The sequence below is a fragment of the Primorskyibacter aestuariivivens genome, from assembly GCF_028023675.1.
GTDB lineage: Bacteria > Pseudomonadota > Alphaproteobacteria > Rhodobacterales > Rhodobacteraceae > Marinovum > Marinovum aestuariivivens.
The window spans coordinates 16,189-33,313 of sequence record NZ_JAQIOZ010000016.1 but is presented as its reverse complement, the minus strand read 5'-3'; the positions used below and the strand labels follow the sequence as shown (position 1 = coordinate 33,313).

Below are 17,125 nucleotides of genomic sequence, written 5' to 3'. Positions count from 1 at the left end.
AGTTTGCCCCATTTTTACCTCAATTTGTCATTACCCCTCGTGACCGGGGGCAAACGGGAAATCCGGATGTCTGTTGCTGTACCGTCCTCGCAGGTGAGCGAGACTGATATCGCCATTATCGGCATGGCGGCGCGTCTGCCGGGCGCGTCCTGTGTTGATGCGTTCTGGGGCAACCTGCGCAATGGGCGCTCCTCGATCCGGAAACTGTCCGAAGACGCCCTGAAAGAGGCCGGCGAAAGTCCCGGTCTGATCCATCACCGCAACTACGTCCCCTTTGCCGCGCCGCTTGACCGGTTTGCCCATTTCGACGCTGAGTTCTTTGGCCTCTCGCCCAAGGAAGCGGCCATCATGGACCCCCAGCATCGCCAGTTCCTCGAATGCGCGTGGGAAGCGATGGAAAGCGCGGGGCGCGTGCCCGAACACGCAACCGGCCCCATCGGCGTTTTCGCGGGCTGCGGTATGGGCAGCTATTTCTATTTCAACGTCTGCTCCAACCCCGATCTGGTGGACAGCACCGGCATGTTCCTGTTGCGCCATACCGGCAATGACAAGGATTTCATGGCCACACGGCTGAGCCATATCCTTGACCTCAAGGGCCCGTCGATCAACCTGCAGACCGCCTGTTCCACCTCGCTTGTCGCCACGCATTATGCGGCTCAATCGCTGATCAATGGTGAATGCGACATGGCGCTTGCGGGCGGCGTGACCATCGAGCTGCCGCAGGGGCGGGGGTATATCTACAATGAGGGTGAAATCCTGTCGCCTGACGGGCAATGCCACGCCTTTGACCACCGCGCCGAGGGCACGGTGTTTGGCTCGGGCGTGGGCGTTGTGGTGCTCAAGCGGCTCTCGGATGCCATGGCCGATGGCGATATCATCCGCGCCGTGATCAAGGGGTCGGCGGTGAACAATGACGGCGCGGCCAAGGCCGGATACCTCGCCCCTTCGGTCGAGGGGCAGGCGGCGGCGGTGGCCGAAGCGCAGGCCATGGCGGGCGTAAGCGCCGACACGATTGATTACATCGAATGCCACGGTACCGGCACCTATCTGGGTGACCCGATCGAAGTGGCCGCGCTCACCCAAGCCTTCGAGGAAACAACAGACGAGACCGGCTTTTGCCGCATCGGCTCGGTCAAGACCAATATCGGCCATCTGGACACCGCCGCAGGGGTGGCAAGCCTGATCAAGGCGTCGCTGGCGCTGGAACATCGCGAGATGCCGCCCTCGCTGGGATACGAGGCCCCGAACCCTGCGATTGATTTCGAACACTCGCCCTTCCGCGTGAATGACCGGCTCACCAAATGGGAGCCGCGCAATGGCCCCCGCCGCGCCGGCGTGAACTCATTGGGTGTCGGCGGCACCAACGCGCATGTGGTGCTCGAAGAAGCCCCTGCGCGCAGCCCGTCGGAAGTCAGCGACTGGCCGTTCCAGATCCTCACCGTGACAGGCCGCAGCAAGGCCGCTGTCGAGGCCAACGCCAAACGCCTCGCCACCCATCTGCGCGCGCATCCCGAACAAAGCCTCGCCGATGTGGCATGGACCCTGCAAAGCGGTCGCCGCCATTTTGAACATCGTCGCGTGCTGGTGGCGGGCAGTCATGACGAGGCCGCAGACCTGCTCGACGCGATGGACCCGCGCCGCGTCTTTGCCCATACCGCGCTGGATACCACGCCGGACGTGGTTTTCATGTTTCCCGGCGGCGGTGCGCAATATGCCGGGATGGCGCGCGATCTCTACGAAACAGAGCCTGTTTTCGCCGACTGGATCGACCGGGGGCTGGATGTTCTCCAGCCCAAGCTGGACTACGACATACGAGCGCTCTGGCTGCCCGAAGACAATAACCGGGCTGAGGCGGATGAACGCCTGAAACAACCCTCGGTCCAGCTTCCGCTGATCATGTTCGTGGAATACGCGCTGGCGCAGCTCTGGATGTCCTGGGGTGTGACGCCCAAAGCGCTGGTGGGCCATTCCATGGGCGAAAACACCGCCGCGTGTCTTGCCGGGGTGATGAGTTTCGAGGATTGCATCGGCCTTGTGCATCTGCGCGGCACGTTTTTCGACACCGTGCCCAAGGGCGGCATGCTGTCCGTGTCCCTACCCGCCGAGGCGCTCAAGGCCCGGCTCGGCGATGACCTTGACCTCGCCGCCGTGAACGCACCTGAGCTGTCTGTTGCCTCCGGTCCGCAAGCCGCGCTTGACCGCTTGCAGGCGGAACTGGACGCCGAAGGCATCGACTGCCAACGCATCGCCATCGACATCGCGGCCCATTCCGCCATGTTAGAGCCTATTCTGGACGATTTCCGCGCCTATCTGCGGTCCATCCCGCTACACGCCCCGCAAATCCCGATCCAGTCCAATCGCACGGGGCAACTGCTCACCGACGCGGAGGCCACAGACCCCGATTACTGGACCGCCCATCTGCGTGGCACCGTGCAGTTCGCCGATTGCATCACCGCGCTCAATGCCAGCGGCACACATGTCTTCCTTGAGGTCGGCCCGGGCCGCGCGCTCTCTTCGCTTGCCAGTCTCAACCCCGACCTGCCCGCCAATCAGGTACTCTCCAGCCTGCGCCACCCCGATGACGCCATCGAGGATGACGCCTATTTCCTCGCCGCGCTGGGACGTCTGTCCGCGCTGGAAGTGGAGATCGACTGGGACCAGATCTGGGGCGAGGCGCGGCGCAACCGGGTGATCCTGCCCTCCTACGCCTTCCAGCAGCAGGAATATTTCATCGAACCGGGCACCGCCCGGACCGAGACCACCGACAGTTTTCTCACCCGCAGCGATGACCTGTCTGAATGGGCCACACGCATCGCCTGGCGGCCCCAGCTTGCCGCCTGTGACGTGGATGTTGAAACCGAACTGCACCTGACCACGCCCGAGACATGGGCCATGTTCATGGATGATGCCGGTCTTGCCACCCGTATCGCCGCCCAATTGCGCGGCGCGGGCCATACGGTGATTGAGGTCTGGCCCGGCGATGCCTTTGCCCGCACGGGCGAGGAAAGCTACATCCTCGCCCCCGAACGTGGCCGCGAAGGCTATGACCTGCTGATCCGCGATCTCATGGCGCGTGGCGTGGTGCCCACCCGCATCGCGCATTTCTGGCTGGTCACCAGGGATCAGAGCCACCGCCCCGGCTCCACCTTCTTCCACCGGGTGCAGGAGCATGGCTTCTATTCGCTGCTCTTCCTTGCCCAGGCCATCGAGGATGAAGGCCTGCCCAAACCGCTGCACATCACCGCGCTCACCAATGGCGCGGCGCGGGTGCGCGATGAGGGGTTCAGCGACCCGGCCAAATCCACGCTGGCCGGTCCCCTGCGGGTGATCCCCCGCGAATTGCCCGGTGTGACAGCGGCGATGCTGGACGTAGTGCTGCCCGACGCACCAAAACAGAGCCTTTTTGCCCGTGTCAGAGACACATCCGGCCTCGACACACTGACCCAACAAGTCCTCGAAGACTTGCTTGCCCCGCCTGCCTCTTACGAGGCCGCCTTGCGTGGCGCAAAACGCTTTGAAAAGACCCTGCGCTCGCTGCCTCTGACCGAGACCGAAACACCTGCCGTCCGCGACGGCGGCACATACCTGATCACCGGCGGATTCGGGGGCATCGGCCTGACCATTGCCGAACGGCTCATCGCCGAGGGCGCAGGCACCATCGCGCTCCTGTCCCGCAGCCCATTGCCCCCGCACGCCGACTGGGACCGCCATCTCGCCACCCATGGCCCGCAGGACCCCACCACCCGCCGGATCGAGGCGATCCGCGCGCTGGAAGCCAAAGGCGCAAAGGTCACCGTGGCTCGGGCCGATGTCTGCGACCTGCAGGGCATGCAGGGTGCAATCGAGACGATTACAGGCGAAAACGGCCCAATTCATGGCGCCATCCACGCCGCCGGTGTGATCGACGATGGCCCGCTTTTGACCAAGACGCAAAGCGGTATCGAGGATGTTCTGACGCCGAAAATCCACGGCACGCAGGTGCTGGATCAGCTCTTCCCCGATGGCACGCTGGATTGGCTGGTGCTGTTTTCCTCCTCCTCCACCGTCACCGCCCCCGCCGGTCAGGTCGATTACGTCGCCGCCAATGAATTCCTCAACGCCTATGCAAGCGCGCGGCAGGGCGGCAAGACCCGCGTGCTGGCGCTCAACTGGGGCATCTGGGCCGAGGTCGGTATGGCCGCCGATGCCGTCGCCGCCCGCACCGGCGATCTGCCCGAGCCGCCGCGCGAGGATTGCGCCGCGCCGCTTCTGGATGTGGCCACCTTTGACGCGACAGGCCACCGCCTCTTTGAAACCACCCTCACCCCCGGGGCGCATTGGGTGTTGGACGAACACCGCACCCGCGATGGCGGCGCGCTTTTGCCCGGCACCGGCTATCTGGAACTGGCCGCCGAGGCGCTGAGCGCGCAGGGTGAAACCGGCCCCTTCGAGATCCGCGATCTGACTTTCCTGCGCCCGCTGCAGACCCCGGATGGCGAAGAGACAGAGATGCGCGTGACGCTCGCCCGGTCGGAGGCGGGCTATGACATGCAGGTCCAGAGCGCCGTGCTGCATGAGCGCCGTCGCGGCTGGCAAACCCATGCCGAGGCGACGCTGGCGCTATCTGCGCTCACCACACCGCCCCAGATCGATCTCCCCACCCTGCGCGCCCGGATCGGCACGGCCACGCTCAGCGATCTGCCCCTGCGCAGCGCGCAAGAGGCGCATCTGACTTTCGGGCCCCGCTGGCGCGTACTGCGCGCCACCGCTTTGAGCGATGGCGAAGGCGTGGCTGATCTGATGCTCCCGCGCGAGGCCGCCGGAGACCGCGATGCGGGCTACCTCTTGCATCCCGGCCTTATGGACATTGCCACGGGATGGGCCATGGAGCTGATCAACGGCTATGACGCCGCTGCGCTCTGGGTGCCCATGTCCTACGGATCTGTCCGGGTGCACGCCCCCCTGACCGACCATGTGGTCAGTTGGGTGCTCAACGCGGGTGACAATGACACGACCAACCCCGTGGCCCGCTTCGACATCACCCTCACCGACCCCGAGGGCACGGTTCTGGTCGACATCACCGGCTTCACGATCAAGCGTCTCGACGTGGGCGGCGGCTTTGGCGCGGTGGCCGCGACCCGCGCGGAGCTTGCTTTCGACGATGGTGATGACGTGGCCCCGCTGTCGCCTGCCGAGGAACGCCTGCACCACAACCTGACCCAGGGCATTCGCCCTGACGAGGGGGCCGAGGCTTTTCTGCGCGCGCTGGGCACGGATGTGTCGCAACTGGTCGTCTCGTCGCTCGACCTGCCCGCCCTCGTGGCACAGGCCGAGACAAGTGTTGCGCAAAGCAACGCCGGGGCCAGTTTCGAACGCCCCGAGCTGGACAGTGATTTCGTCGCGCCGGAAACCGATATCGAACGCACGCTTGCGGGCTTCTGGCAGGAGCTTCTGGGCGTCTCCCAAGTGGGCGTCGAAGACAGTTTCTTCGACCTTGGCGGTCACAGCCTCATTGCCGTGCGGCTGTTCGCGCAGATCAAGAAAACCTACCGCGTCGATTTCCCCATCTCGGTCCTGTTCGAGGCCCCCACCATCCGCGCCTGCGCCGCGTTGATCGAGGACCGGATAGGCCCACAAGACGCGGGCGACGCCGCGAAAGCCGACACGCCCAGCCGCCGTTTCACCCATATCGTGCCCATGCATGAGGGCGAGGGCGGGGCCAAAGCGCCCTTCTTCCTGGTCGCGGGGATGTTCGGCAATGTGCTGAACCTGCGCCATCTGGCCAATCTTCTGGGCAATGACCGGCCGTTTTATGGGCTGCAGGCGCGGGGCCTTTACGGCGATGACGCGCCCCATGATGACATTACCGAGGCCGCGCGCGACTACATCTCCGAGTTGCGCCAAGTGCAGCCGCATGGCCCCTATTACCTTGGCGGCTTTTCGGGCGGTGGCATCACCGCCTATGAAATGGCGCGTCAACTGGAAGCGGCGGGTGAAGAGGTGGCGCTGGTCGTCATGCTCGACACGCCCTTGCCGCAACGCCGCCCGCTGGAACGCCGTGACCGGCTGCTGATCCAGTGGCAGGAGCTGCGCAAGGGCGGTCCCGCCTATCTGGCGCGCTGGGCCATCAATCGTGTGCGCTGGGAGATTGCCAAACGCCGCGCGCCCGTGGTTGATCCCGCGCCCGAGCATCAGTTCCACAACGCCGCCATCGAGGCCGCGTTTTATGAGAGCATCGGCAAATACCGGATGCGCGCCTGGACCGGCAATCTGGTGCTGTTCCGCCCTCCGATGCGCGGCAAATGGCAGGTCTCGAACGGGCGTCTGGTGGATGCGGACCGCGCCTATGTGCTGCCCGACAATGGCTGGACCGGGTATGTGCCCGGCGTGAAGGTCGAGGAAGTGCCGGGCGACCACGATTCCATGGTGCTGGAGCCGCATGTGCGCGTGCTCGCCGCCCGGATGCGCGCCGCGATCGAAGCCGCCGAAGCTGCCCATGCGCCCGCGCCCGAGCACCGCCCGGCCAAGGCAGCGGAGTAGCCCATGACTGAAGCCCGCCTGCTCACTGTTCTCTTGAACTACCGCACCGCCGACATGACGATGAAGGCAGCGCGCTCTGCCGTCGCTGCAATGCAGGGTCTCGATGCCGAGATGGTCATTGTCGATAATGACAGCGGCGATGGCTCGTTCGAGGCACTTACCGCTTTTGTAGAGGGGCAGAGCTGGCCACATGTCCGCGTTGTCGCGTCCGCCCACAATGGCGGCTTCGGCGCGGGGAACAATTTCGGCGTGCAGGCGGGCCGTGCAGATGGGCAGCGCCCCGATTACGTCTATTTCCTCAATTCCGATGCTTTCCCGGCGCGTGACGCCATCCGCCTGCTGGTGGACACGCTGGAGGCCAAACCCATGGCCGGTATCGCAGGCAGCCATATCCACGGCCCTGAGGGGGACGCGCATATCACCGCCTTCCGCTTCCCGTCGATTGCCAGCGAGTTCGAACATGCCATGCGCTTCGGCCCGGTGAGCAAGCTTCTCGCCAACAAACGCGTGCCCATGGACCTGCCCATCCGCACCTTCCCCGTCGATTGGCTGGCCGGCGCGTCGATGATGATCCGGCAGGATGTGATTGACGAGATCGGCCTCTTTGACGAGGCCTTCTTTCTCTATTTCGAGGAAACCGACCTCTGCCTGCGCGCCCATCGCGCCGGGTGGGAAACGCTTTATGTCCCCGCCAGCCGCGTCGCGCATATCGGTTCGGTCTCGACCGGTATGAAGACATGGGACCGCATCCCCGGCTTCTGGCTCGACAGCCGCTGGCATTACTTCACCAAGAACCATGGCACGCTTTATGCCGTTGCCGCCACGGCTGTGCATGGCTTGGGCGGCGCGCTCTACCGGCTGCGCGCGCGGGTCCAGCGCAAGCCGCGCGTCGATCCCGCGTATTTCCTGCGCGACCTGATCACCCATGACCTGCGCGCGCTCATTGCCCGCAAATCGTCTGCCCACCCCGTTTCGCAACCGCATCGGAGGCCCTCATGACCCGGCTCAGCGCTCTCATCATCGGCAATGAATCCCTTGCCCGCGAATGCGCGCAGCAATGGCTGGACCGGGGGCATGGGATTGCCGCTTTTGTCACCCGCAACCCGGTGCTGGCCGATTGGGCGCGCGAGGCAGGGCTGCGGGTTGAGGCACCGGGCGCGGACCTGTCCGGCCTGCCCTGCGACTGGCTGCTCTCCATCGCCAATCTCGACATTCTGCACGATGATCTGCTGTCCCTGCCGACCAAGGGCGCGGTGAATTTCCATGACGGCCCTCTGCCGCGTTACGCCGGGCTGAACGCGCCGGTCTGGGCGCTGATGGCGGGTGAGACCCAACACGGCATCACCTGGCACCTGATCGAGGGCGGGGTGGATGAGGGCGATATCCTCATCCAGCACCCGGTTGCGATCACCCCGGAAGACACGGCATTTTCGCTCAACGCCAAATGCTACGCCGCCGGGATCGAAAGCTTCCCGGCGCTGATGGACGAGTTGGAGGCTGTCCTGCCCGGTCGCCGCGCGCAGGACCTGCGCCAGCGCAGCTATTTCGACCTCACCAAACGCCCCGAGGCGGGCGGCGTGTTGCGGCTTGATCGCCCCGCCGAGGCACTGGCCCGCATGGTTCGCGCGCTGGATCATGGCGACTATGCCAACCCGCTCTGCCTGCCGAAGCTGCTGACCGACCGGATGGTTGTGATTGGCGCGGCGGAGCTTGCAGAAGATCAGGGCACGCCGGGGCAGGTTATCGCGGGCGATGCCTCCACCCTGACCGTCGCCTGTGGTGCAGGCGCCTTGCGGCTCTCTAACCTGCAAGAGATGGACGGCACCCCGGTCGATATCTCCGCCATAACGGAAAACGCGTCACTGCCCCTTCTGTCCGACACCGAAGCGCAGGCGCTTCAGGACCACGCCCAAACCCTCGCCAGGTCCGAGACCCGCTGGCGCGCCCGGTTGAATGACATGCAGCCGCTCTCCGCCCCCTCCGCCCAGACCGGCGAGACCGGGCAGGGACGTGTCACGCTCACATGGCCCGACCGGCTGGACCAACAGGCGCGCGCCGATCTGGTGGCGCATTGGGCGGCGCAGGCCGTGGGCGAAGAGACCGGCGATATCGCGCTGGCGCAGGGCAGCGATGCGCTGGCCAGCACGTGGACCCCGCACCGCGCGGGCGCCCCGCTGCCAAAGACATCTTTTGCCGCCGACCTGCCGCACCGCCTTGGCCAGCCTATACAACGCCCCGCGATCAGCTTTGGTGACATGCCGGGCGCGGCGATCTGCGTGAATGATGACAGCCTCACCTATGACCGCGCGCTGGTCCCTGACGCCATGGCGCAGATCCTTGCCGCGCGGCTCGAAGCTATGGCAGAGGCGCAGGCCAAAGGCGATGAACCGCCCCGCATGCCCGAGGCCGAACGCGATCTGGTGCTGCATGGCTGGAACGACACCGCCCGCGATTATGACCGCAGCGCCACGCTACAGAGCCTGTTCGAGGCGCAAGTCGCCGCAACCCCCGACGCAACCGCGCTGGTCGTGGGCCATGACACGCTCAGCTATGCCGATCTCAACGCCCGCGCCAATCAGACCGCGCATGTGCTGCGTACCATGGGCGTCGGCCGCGGCACGCTGGTTGGCCTTTGCACCCATCGCAACGCCAACCTCATCATCGGCGCGCTGGCGATCCTCAAGGCGGGCGGGGCCTATGTCCCGATGGACCCGGCCTATCCCGCCGAACGCCTTGCGCTCTTTGCCCGCGACAGCGGCGCGGCGGTGGTGCTGACCGAGGCGGCATTGGCCGAGACCCTGCCACAATCCCAGGCCCGCACGCTGGTCATCGACCGCGAAGCGGTGATCGAGGCGGCGGACACCGCCAACCCCGCACCGCAGGCCACGCCAGAAGACCTCGCCTATCTCATCTACACCTCCGGCTCCACCGGGCGGCCCAAGGGCGTCATGGTGGAACATCGCAACGTGGTGAATTTCTTTGCCGGGATGGACGACCGTATCGGACGCGACATTCCCGGCACATGGCTGGCCGTGACCTCGCTCAGCTTTGACATCTCGGTGCTGGAGCTGTTCTACAGTCTCGCACGCGGCTACAAGCTGGTGCTGGTCAATGAAGAGGACAAGCTGGAAGCCGCCGCCGCGCCGGTGGGGGGCGAGATGGAGTTCAGCCTCTATTACTGGGGCAATGACGATGGGGTGGGGCGCGACAAATACCTGACGCTGATCGAAGGCGCGAAATTTGCCGATGAGCACGGCTTCTGCGCCATCTGGACGCCCGAACGGCATTTCCACGCCTTTGGCGGGCCCTATCCAAACCCCTCGGTCACCGGTGCCGCCGTCGCGGGTGTGACCCGCAATATCGGCGTGCGCGCGGGCTCTTGCGTGGCCCCCCTGCACCATACCGCGCGGATTGCCGAGGAATGGGCGGTGATCGACAATCTCACCAATGGGCGCGCGGGGCTGGCCATCGCGTCGGGCTGGCAGCCCGATGATTTCGTGCTGCGCCCCGAAAACACGCCGCCTGAGAACAAACCCGCCATGCTGCGCCAGATCGAAGAGCTGCGCCGCCTCTGGGCCGGGGAAACCGTGGACTATGCCAAGGCCGACGGCACCAGGCATGGCGTCGTGACCCAGCCGCGCCCGGTGTCCAAAAAACTGCCCATTTGGGTCACGACAGCGGGCAACCCCGCCACGTGGAAAGAGGCGGGCAAGATCGGGGCCAATGTGCTCACCCACCTGCTGGGCCAGTCGATTGACGAGGTGAAGGACAAGATCGCACTCTATCACGACGCGCTGCGCGCGGCGGGCCATGCCCCGGATGACTTCACCGTCACGCTGATGCTGCATACCTGCGTCGCCGCCACCCGCGACGAGGCGCGCGAGATTGCCCGCGAGCCGATGAAATCCTACCTGCGCTCCGCCGCCGGGCTGATCAAGCAATATGCCTGGGCCTTCCCGGCCTTCAAACGGCCCGAAGGCGTGAACAACGCCTTTGATCTGTCGCTGGACGGGCTGAGCGATGACGAACTGGACGCCATTCTCGACTTTGCCTTCCAACGCTATTTCGACGATTCCGGCCTCTTTGGCACGGTTGAAGATTGCATCGCCCGCGTTGAAGAGGTCCGCGCCATCGGCGTGACCGAGGTCGCCTGCCTGATCGACTATGGCATCCCGGCGGCGCAGGTGCTCGACGGCTTGTGCCCGCTGGCCGAAGTGGTGGCGCATTTCGGCGGGCAGGACAGCGGCGACACATCCATCGCCGCTCAGATCAAGCGCCACAAGGTCACCCATCTGCAATGCACCCCCTCCATGGCGCGTCTGTTGATGATGTCCGAGGACACCGCAAAGGCGCTGAAACCCGTGGAACAACTCATGCTGGGCGGTGAGCCTCTGTCGGGCGCGCTGGTGGATGAATTGCGCGCGCTGACCGATGCGAAGATCGAGACCATGTATGGCCCGACCGAGACGACGATCTGGTCCTCCACCGGGCCCAGAACCGGCGGCGGCGCGATTTGCGATATCGGCACGCCCATCTCCAATACCCAGATGTATGTGCTGGACGATGCGATGCAGCCCGTGCCCGTGGGTGTGGCGGGTGAGTTGTATATCGGAGGCGACGGTGTAACCCGTGGCTATTGGCAGCGCGATGACCTGACGTCTGAACGCTTCCTGCCCAACCCCTTTGCCCCCGGCCGCATCTACCGCACCGGCGATCTTGTACGCTGGCGCGGCGATGGGCGGATCGACTTTATCGGGCGCGCCGACAGCCAGGTCAAATTGCGCGGCTACCGCATCGAGCTGGGCGAGATCGAGGCCCGGCTTGAGGCGATGGAGGGCGTCGATCAGGCCGTCGTCGTGGTGCAGAACGATGCGCTGAGCGCCTTTGTCAAAGGCCGCGCAACCGCTGCCACCCTGCGCGCCGCGCTTGCCCGCGATGTGCCGGAGTTCATGGTGCCATCGCGCTTTGACACCGTGACGGAATTCCCACTGACCCCGAACAAGAAAGTGGATCGCAAGGCACTGGCAGAACGACCCGTCGCGGCGCCGAAACCCGTGGTGGCACCGGTCGCAGCGCCCACAGGGCATTCGGTCGACACATCCGAGCTGCGCACTCAGATCGCGGCGATCTGGACCCGGATTCTTGGTGTCGCCGACATCACGCCCACTTCGAATTTCTTTGACCTTGGCGGGCATTCGCTGCTCGCGGTGCAGGCCCATCGTGAAATGCGCAAGGCGCTGGGGCTGACAAAGCTGAGCATCACGGATGTGTTTGGATACCCCACACTGGACGGGCTCGCCAAGCGCATTGCCGAAATCGGCGGACCGCGCAAGGCACCGCAAAAACGGCGGGACGAACCAGTGACCGTCGCGGCTCCGGCCCCCGCCAACAGCATCACACCGCCGCAAAGCGCGCCCGCGAATCCCCGCGCCGAGGCGCGGCGCGATGCCATGGCCCGGCGACGGGAAATGCGCGCAAGACGCAAGATCTAGGCCTCACGCCACCTGATCTGGCCCTACCGAACGACGCGAATCGTAAGATTATGGAATAATTGTGAAAATCTTCGTCAGGAAACAATGTGTTTCCAGCGAAACCTACCGCAAAACTGGCGAAAATGTGGCGAAAACCCTATACTGTAACGGAGATTTGCGTCGAATTTTCGGGGGCTTTGCGCGCAAGATTAACGGCCACATCTGCCCATTCCGGTCACCCGATCGGGCCGGGCAGGGAAATCGCCCCGCATAGGCGGGCAAAGGACACACAGATATGAACCAGATGGGATCTTTCAGCGATATGAAGACCGTGCTGATGCGACGGCTCCCCCTGATCGTGTTTGTCGCGGCGGTGGGCTGCGCGCTGTCGGTCTGGTTCGCTTTGCAACAGCCCAAGGTCTATCAGGCCATCGCGGTCGTGCAGATCGAAGATGCCAAGATCATCGACACGCGCACCGGGCGCACCGATGCGGCGCAGCGCTTGCAGCTCATGGAACAGCGCATGATGGCGCGGGACAATGTGATCGAGATCATCGAGGATTACGATCTTTTCGCCGCAGAGGAGTCCATGGCGCAAAAGGTCGGCCTGTTCCGCGACTCCGCGCGCATCGGCCAGATCAGCAGCGCGGCGGAGCCATGGATGCCCAACAACAACCCTACCGGGCTGACCATCACCGTGTCGATGGGCGAGGCCCAGCAGGCCGCCGATGTGGCCAATGAGCTGCTGGCCCGGATCGTCGAGGCCGGGCGCTCGCGCGCGGCGGAGCAAACCGAACAGACGCTGGCCTTTTTCGCGGGCGAAGAGGCGCGGCTGATCCGCGATATCGAACAGCGCGAGGCCGCGCTGGCCGAGTTCAAATCTATCAACGCCGACAGCCTGCCCACCGCGCTGACCTCGCAGCGCAGCCGACTGGTGTCGCTGCGCCAGACCGAGCTTGAGATCGAGCGTGACATTGTCGAATTGCAGACCAACACCCGTCGCCAGCGCGAGGGCGTGACCGAGGCCCAGGTCGCCCAGCTTGAGGAACAGCAGCGTCTTGTTCAGCAACGCATCACCGAGGTCGAGTCCGCCATTCGCGCCGCCCCCGAGGTGGAACAACAGCTCAACGCGCTGGAACGTGAGCTGACGCAGCTGCAGGATCAATTGACGGTCGTCACCACCCGCAAGGTCGAGGCCGAAACCGAACGCACCCTGCAACAGCAACAGCAAACGGAACGCTTTGAGGTGCTGGAAACCGCATTGGTGCCGGAATACCCGGTGTCGCGCAGCCGCAAGAAAACCGCCATTATGGGCGGCGTGGCCAGCGTGATCGCAGCCGTAGGGCTGGCCATGCTTCTGGAAATGATCAACCCGGTGATCCGCAACTCGACCCAGATCGAACGCGCGCTGGGGTTGCAGACCATCATTTCCGTACCCACAATCCAGACGAGACGCGAACGCCGATTGCGCCGCATCCTGTTTCTGGGATCCATTGTCGGGTTTTTCGCCGTGATCGGCACGCTGCTCAGGATGTTTTGGGAAAGGGTGTCGCCATTCCTCCCTTTTAGGGCGGGCCATCGCCAGGCAGCCCGGCTTTGAACCAGTCTCAACCCCGGATTAACCGTGTTCCAGGGTCGTCTTGGGGCCTTGGATGACTGTGGGCATGACGACCTGCAAAGCAGAGTCCGAGTGTCGCGGCGACGAGATTGCGGCTGCCTTTCCACCCAAGCAGGGAATGACCACTTAGAGCCCATTTTGCCCAAGTTTTCTGGTCCGACTTTTTAGAGGAACTCACAAAGCAGCCCCTTAAAGCAGCCCCTTACAGAAAAGATCATTCGATAAACGATGCCGGAGTTTGCTGAGTGCCCGCCCGCCAAGCGCTTGGCGTGATAGGGTCGTTGGATGTCTCTGACTGCGTGAGATTATCAGACATACGCGCAACAATTAGTTTGGTCAGGAACAATCCAAACGCTGGATCTTGAAGGCAGAGCTTCACTAAATCGTCATCACTGATCTCGAATATTTCACAGTCTTCGGAGCAAGTTGCCGACGCAGTCCGAGTCCTTTCCGGTGTGAACAGTCCTATTTCTCCGAAAAGCGTTCCGGGCTGAAGGTATTTTCCAATCTCCGGTACCAAAACCTGTCCCTTGTGCAGAAAGTACATTTTCAGAGCCACGTCTCCTTTGCGAAAAAGCAGTGTGTCCTTTGGATAGGTCTTGATCGTCATAAAGGGTACGAGTGCTTCAATCTTGGCGCTGCCGATTGAGGCACGTCGAACCCGCCGGAAAAGGCTTATCTGCTGCATGGTACGCAATATATTCAGAGGCAGCAGGGCAGCATGCAACAGCAATACGGGCATCAGACCGGCAGCCGCAGCATAGACGATAAAAGCAATATTCGAAGATATGGCAAGCACGCGCAGCGGTTCGATAGTTTTCATGCAAAAGGTAAGAAAAACAAGGACAGACGCCAGATAGCCTGCCAATTCGCTCCAATGCCCAATATATTGGGCAAATTGCGCCATAACCCAGTCCAGTGACATATTTCACCAATCTCTTTTGATCCTGATTGGTAGAGCAATCAGCTGAACCTGCAAAGACTTTTGGCACATTTGTTGCCTGTCACCTGCCATAGTTGCTCTACCAACGTGAAACTGAACGGCTGCGATAGAGAAAGGCTTGCAAGCCTTGGCTTTTTTTGCGAACGGCAGCAAAGTCCGCATTGCTGACCTTGATCATATTGGTGATCGGGCCGATGTAGCGAATGATCGGAGGGGAAAACCATCACAGGCAGCCCCATGCCCAGGACCGGCTAGCGTTTTTTCATTGCGTCCATCAGCGCCGCGCCTAGGGCGCTCTGGTCCTGTTTGCGGGCGGGAGCCTGTTTGCCCTGTTTGGGCGGCGCATTGCGTCGGCCTTTCTGCGTGTTCTGCGGTGCGGGTTTGCTGCCGCCTGTGCCGCCTTCCTTGCGCATGCTCAACCCGATGCGTTTGCGGGGCACATCCACCTCGGTTACGCGGACGCGGACCACGTCACCCGCCTTGACCACCTCATGCGGGTCTTTCACGAAACGGTCGGCCAATTGGCTGACATGGACCAGCCCATCCTGATGCACGCCGATATCGACAAAGGCACCGAAGGCCGCGACGTTGGTCACCGTGCCTTCGAGCGACATGCCGGGTTTGAGGTCGGTGATGGTTTCGACTCCCTCGGCGAAACTCGCCGTCTTGAAGCTGGGACGCGGGTCGCGGCCGGGTTTCTGCAATTCCTCGACAATGTCGCGCACCGTGGGCAGGCCGAAACGGTCATCGACGAACTGCTCTGCCCGGATGCCGCGCAGCGCCTCGGGTTGGCCCATGATCTGGCGGATATCGCGGCCACAGGCCTGTACGATGCGGCGGGCCACGTCATAGGCCTCGGGGTGGACGGCAGAGGCATCGAGCGGCTCCGCGCCGTCAAGGATTCGCAGGAAGCCGGCGGATTGTTCAAACGCCTTGGGGCCGATGCCCGCCACTTTCATCAGCACCTTGCGTGAGGGGAAGGCACCGGTGGCATCGCGATGGGCGACAATCGCCTCGGCCAGTGAAGGGCCGAGCCCCGCCACATGGGACAGAAGCGGTGCGGAAGCGGTGTTGAGATCCACGCCCACCGCGTTCACCGCATCCTCGATCACCGCCTCCAGCGCGCGGCGCAATTGTCGTTGGTCCACGTCATGCTGGTACTGGCCGACGCCGATGCTTTCGGGAGTGATCTTGACCAGCTCGGCCAGCGGGTCCTGCAGGCGTCGCGCGATAGAGACCGCACCGCGCAAGCTGACGTCGAGACCGGGGAATTCGCGGGCCGCCAGTTCCGAGGCGGAATAGACCGATGCGCCCGCCTCGGACACAACCACCTTGGTCGGTTTGGGGCCAGAGGGCAGAAGCTTGATCGTGTCCGCCACAAAGCGTTCGGTTTCGCGGCTGGCCGTGCCGTTGCCGATGGCAATCAGCGTGACACCATGTTTGCGGATCAGATGGAGCAGCGTTTCTTCCGACCCGCGCAGATCGCGCTTTGGCGGGAAAGGGTAGAGCGTGGCGGTGTCCAGCAGCTTGCCGGTGGCGTCCACCACCGCGGCCTTGACGCCGGTGCGGATGCCCGGGTCCAGCCCCAGCGTCACCTTGCTGCCCGCAGGGGCGGCCAGAAGCAGATCTTTGAGATTGCGGGAAAACACCTGAATCGCGGCCTCATGCGCGCGGCGGCGCAGTTCGGTCAACAGATCCATATACATCGACAGGCTCAGCTTGATCCGCCAGGTCCAACCCGCCGCGTCGCGCAGCCACTGGTCGCCGGGGCCGTCGCCGTCGATACGGATGGCCTGCGCCACGATCCCAACGGCCCGCTCCGCCCCGCCGTCGGCGGGCGGTTCGATGCCCAGCGACACGATCTCTTCCTTTGAGGCGCGCAGGATGGCGAGCGCCCGGTGCGCGGGGATGTCCGCCCATTTCTCGGAATGGTCGAAATAATCGGAAAACTTGGCGCCTGCCTCTTCCTTGCCCTTCTGCACCTTGGCGGTGATCACCGCGTTTTCCGACATGAAGGCGCGCAGCCGCCCGAGCAGGTCGGCGTTTTCGCTCAGTTCCTCGGCCAGAATGTCGCGCGCGCCGTCAAGCGCCGCTTTCACGGTCTCGACACTGTCGCCCAGATAGGTTTGCGCCAGCGCTTCGGGATCGGCCCGCCGGTCGTCCAGAATGGCGCGCAAGAGCGGTTCCAGCCCGTTTTCCCGCGCGATCATCGCCTTGGTGCGACGCTTGGGGCGATAGGGCAGGTAGATGTCCTCAAGCGCGGCCTTGCTGTCGGCCCGCGCGATGGCGCGGGCCAGATCGTCGGTCAGCTTGTCCTGAGATTTGATCGACTCGAGGATCGTGGCGCGCCGCGCCTCCATCTCGCGCAGATAGGACAGGCGCTCATCCAGAAGGCGCAACTGCGTGTCGTCCAGCCCGCCGGTGACCTCTTTGCGATAGCGCGCGATAAAGGGCACGGTGGCCCCGCCATCGAGCAGTTCGGTCGCGGCAGACACCTGTTTCGGGGTGGCGGAGATTTCGGTGGCGATGGTGCGCGCAATGCGCTCGGCGGTCTGGTCCAAGGCGGGCTCCTGA

6 protein-coding genes are annotated in these 17,125 nt (G+C 63.9%); 4 read left to right on the top strand and 2 right to left on the bottom strand.

Translation table 11 applies throughout. The features are described from left to right. Positions 1–66: 66 nt before the first annotated feature. The 4 genes from PGB28_RS15640 (at position 67) to PGB28_RS15625 (ending at position 13,590) form a co-directional block, all read left to right on the top strand. Positions 67–6,519 carry a type I polyketide synthase gene (locus PGB28_RS15640; RefSeq protein ID WP_271422459.1) on the top strand — a complete coding sequence of 2,151 codons (6,453 nt, stop codon included), beginning with the start codon at positions 67–69 and terminating at the stop codon, positions 6,517–6,519. 3 nt (positions 6,520–6,522) lie between these two features. After that, a complete protein-coding gene (locus PGB28_RS15635) occupies positions 6,523–7,518 on the top strand; it encodes a glycosyltransferase (RefSeq protein ID WP_271422458.1) in 996 nt (331 codons plus the stop codon). After that, positions 7,515–12,011, top strand: coding sequence for a MupA/Atu3671 family FMN-dependent luciferase-like monooxygenase (locus PGB28_RS15630; protein ID WP_271422457.1), 4,497 nt, complete (start codon positions 7,515–7,517; stop codon positions 12,009–12,011). The genes PGB28_RS15635 and PGB28_RS15630 overlap by 4 nt, the downstream gene beginning before the upstream one ends. Positions 12,012–12,285: 274 nt before the next feature. Then, entirely contained in the window at positions 12,286–13,590 is a 1,305-nt protein-coding gene (locus PGB28_RS15625; RefSeq protein WP_271422456.1) for a GumC family protein, read from the top strand. Positions 13,591–13,822: 232 nt separating this feature from the next. Here PGB28_RS15625 and PGB28_RS15620 read toward each other — a convergent pair whose 3' ends face one another. Together PGB28_RS15620 and PGB28_RS15615 are read right to left on the bottom strand one after the other, a co-directional pair. Continuing rightward, a complete protein-coding gene (locus PGB28_RS15620) occupies positions 13,823–14,533 on the bottom strand; it encodes a Crp/Fnr family transcriptional regulator (protein ID WP_271422455.1) in 711 nt (236 codons plus the stop codon). Positions 14,534–14,802: 269 nt separating this feature from the next. After that, on the bottom strand, positions 14,803–17,112 hold the full coding sequence (locus tag PGB28_RS15615) for a Tex family protein (protein ID WP_271422529.1): 2,310 nt from the start codon (positions 17,110–17,112) through the stop codon (positions 14,803–14,805). Positions 17,113–17,125: the final 13 nt, after the last annotated feature.

Excerpts from the sequence above, each read along its gene's own strand:
- PGB28_RS15640 (WP_271422459.1), top strand. The coding sequence starts at position 67 with ATGTCTGTTGCTGTACCGTCCTCGCAGGTGAGCGAGACTGATATCGCC.
- PGB28_RS15635 (WP_271422458.1), top strand. The coding sequence starts at position 6,523 with ATGACTGAAGCCCGCCTGCTCACTGTTCTCTTGAACTACCGCACCGCC.
- PGB28_RS15630 (WP_271422457.1), top strand. The coding sequence starts at position 7,515 with ATGACCCGGCTCAGCGCTCTCATCATCGGCAATGAATCCCTTGCCCGC.
- PGB28_RS15625 (WP_271422456.1), top strand. The coding sequence starts at position 12,286 with ATGAACCAGATGGGATCTTTCAGCGATATGAAGACCGTGCTGATGCGA.
- PGB28_RS15620 (WP_271422455.1), bottom strand. The coding sequence starts at position 14,533 with ATGTCACTGGACTGGGTTATGGCGCAATTTGCCCAATATATTGGGCAT.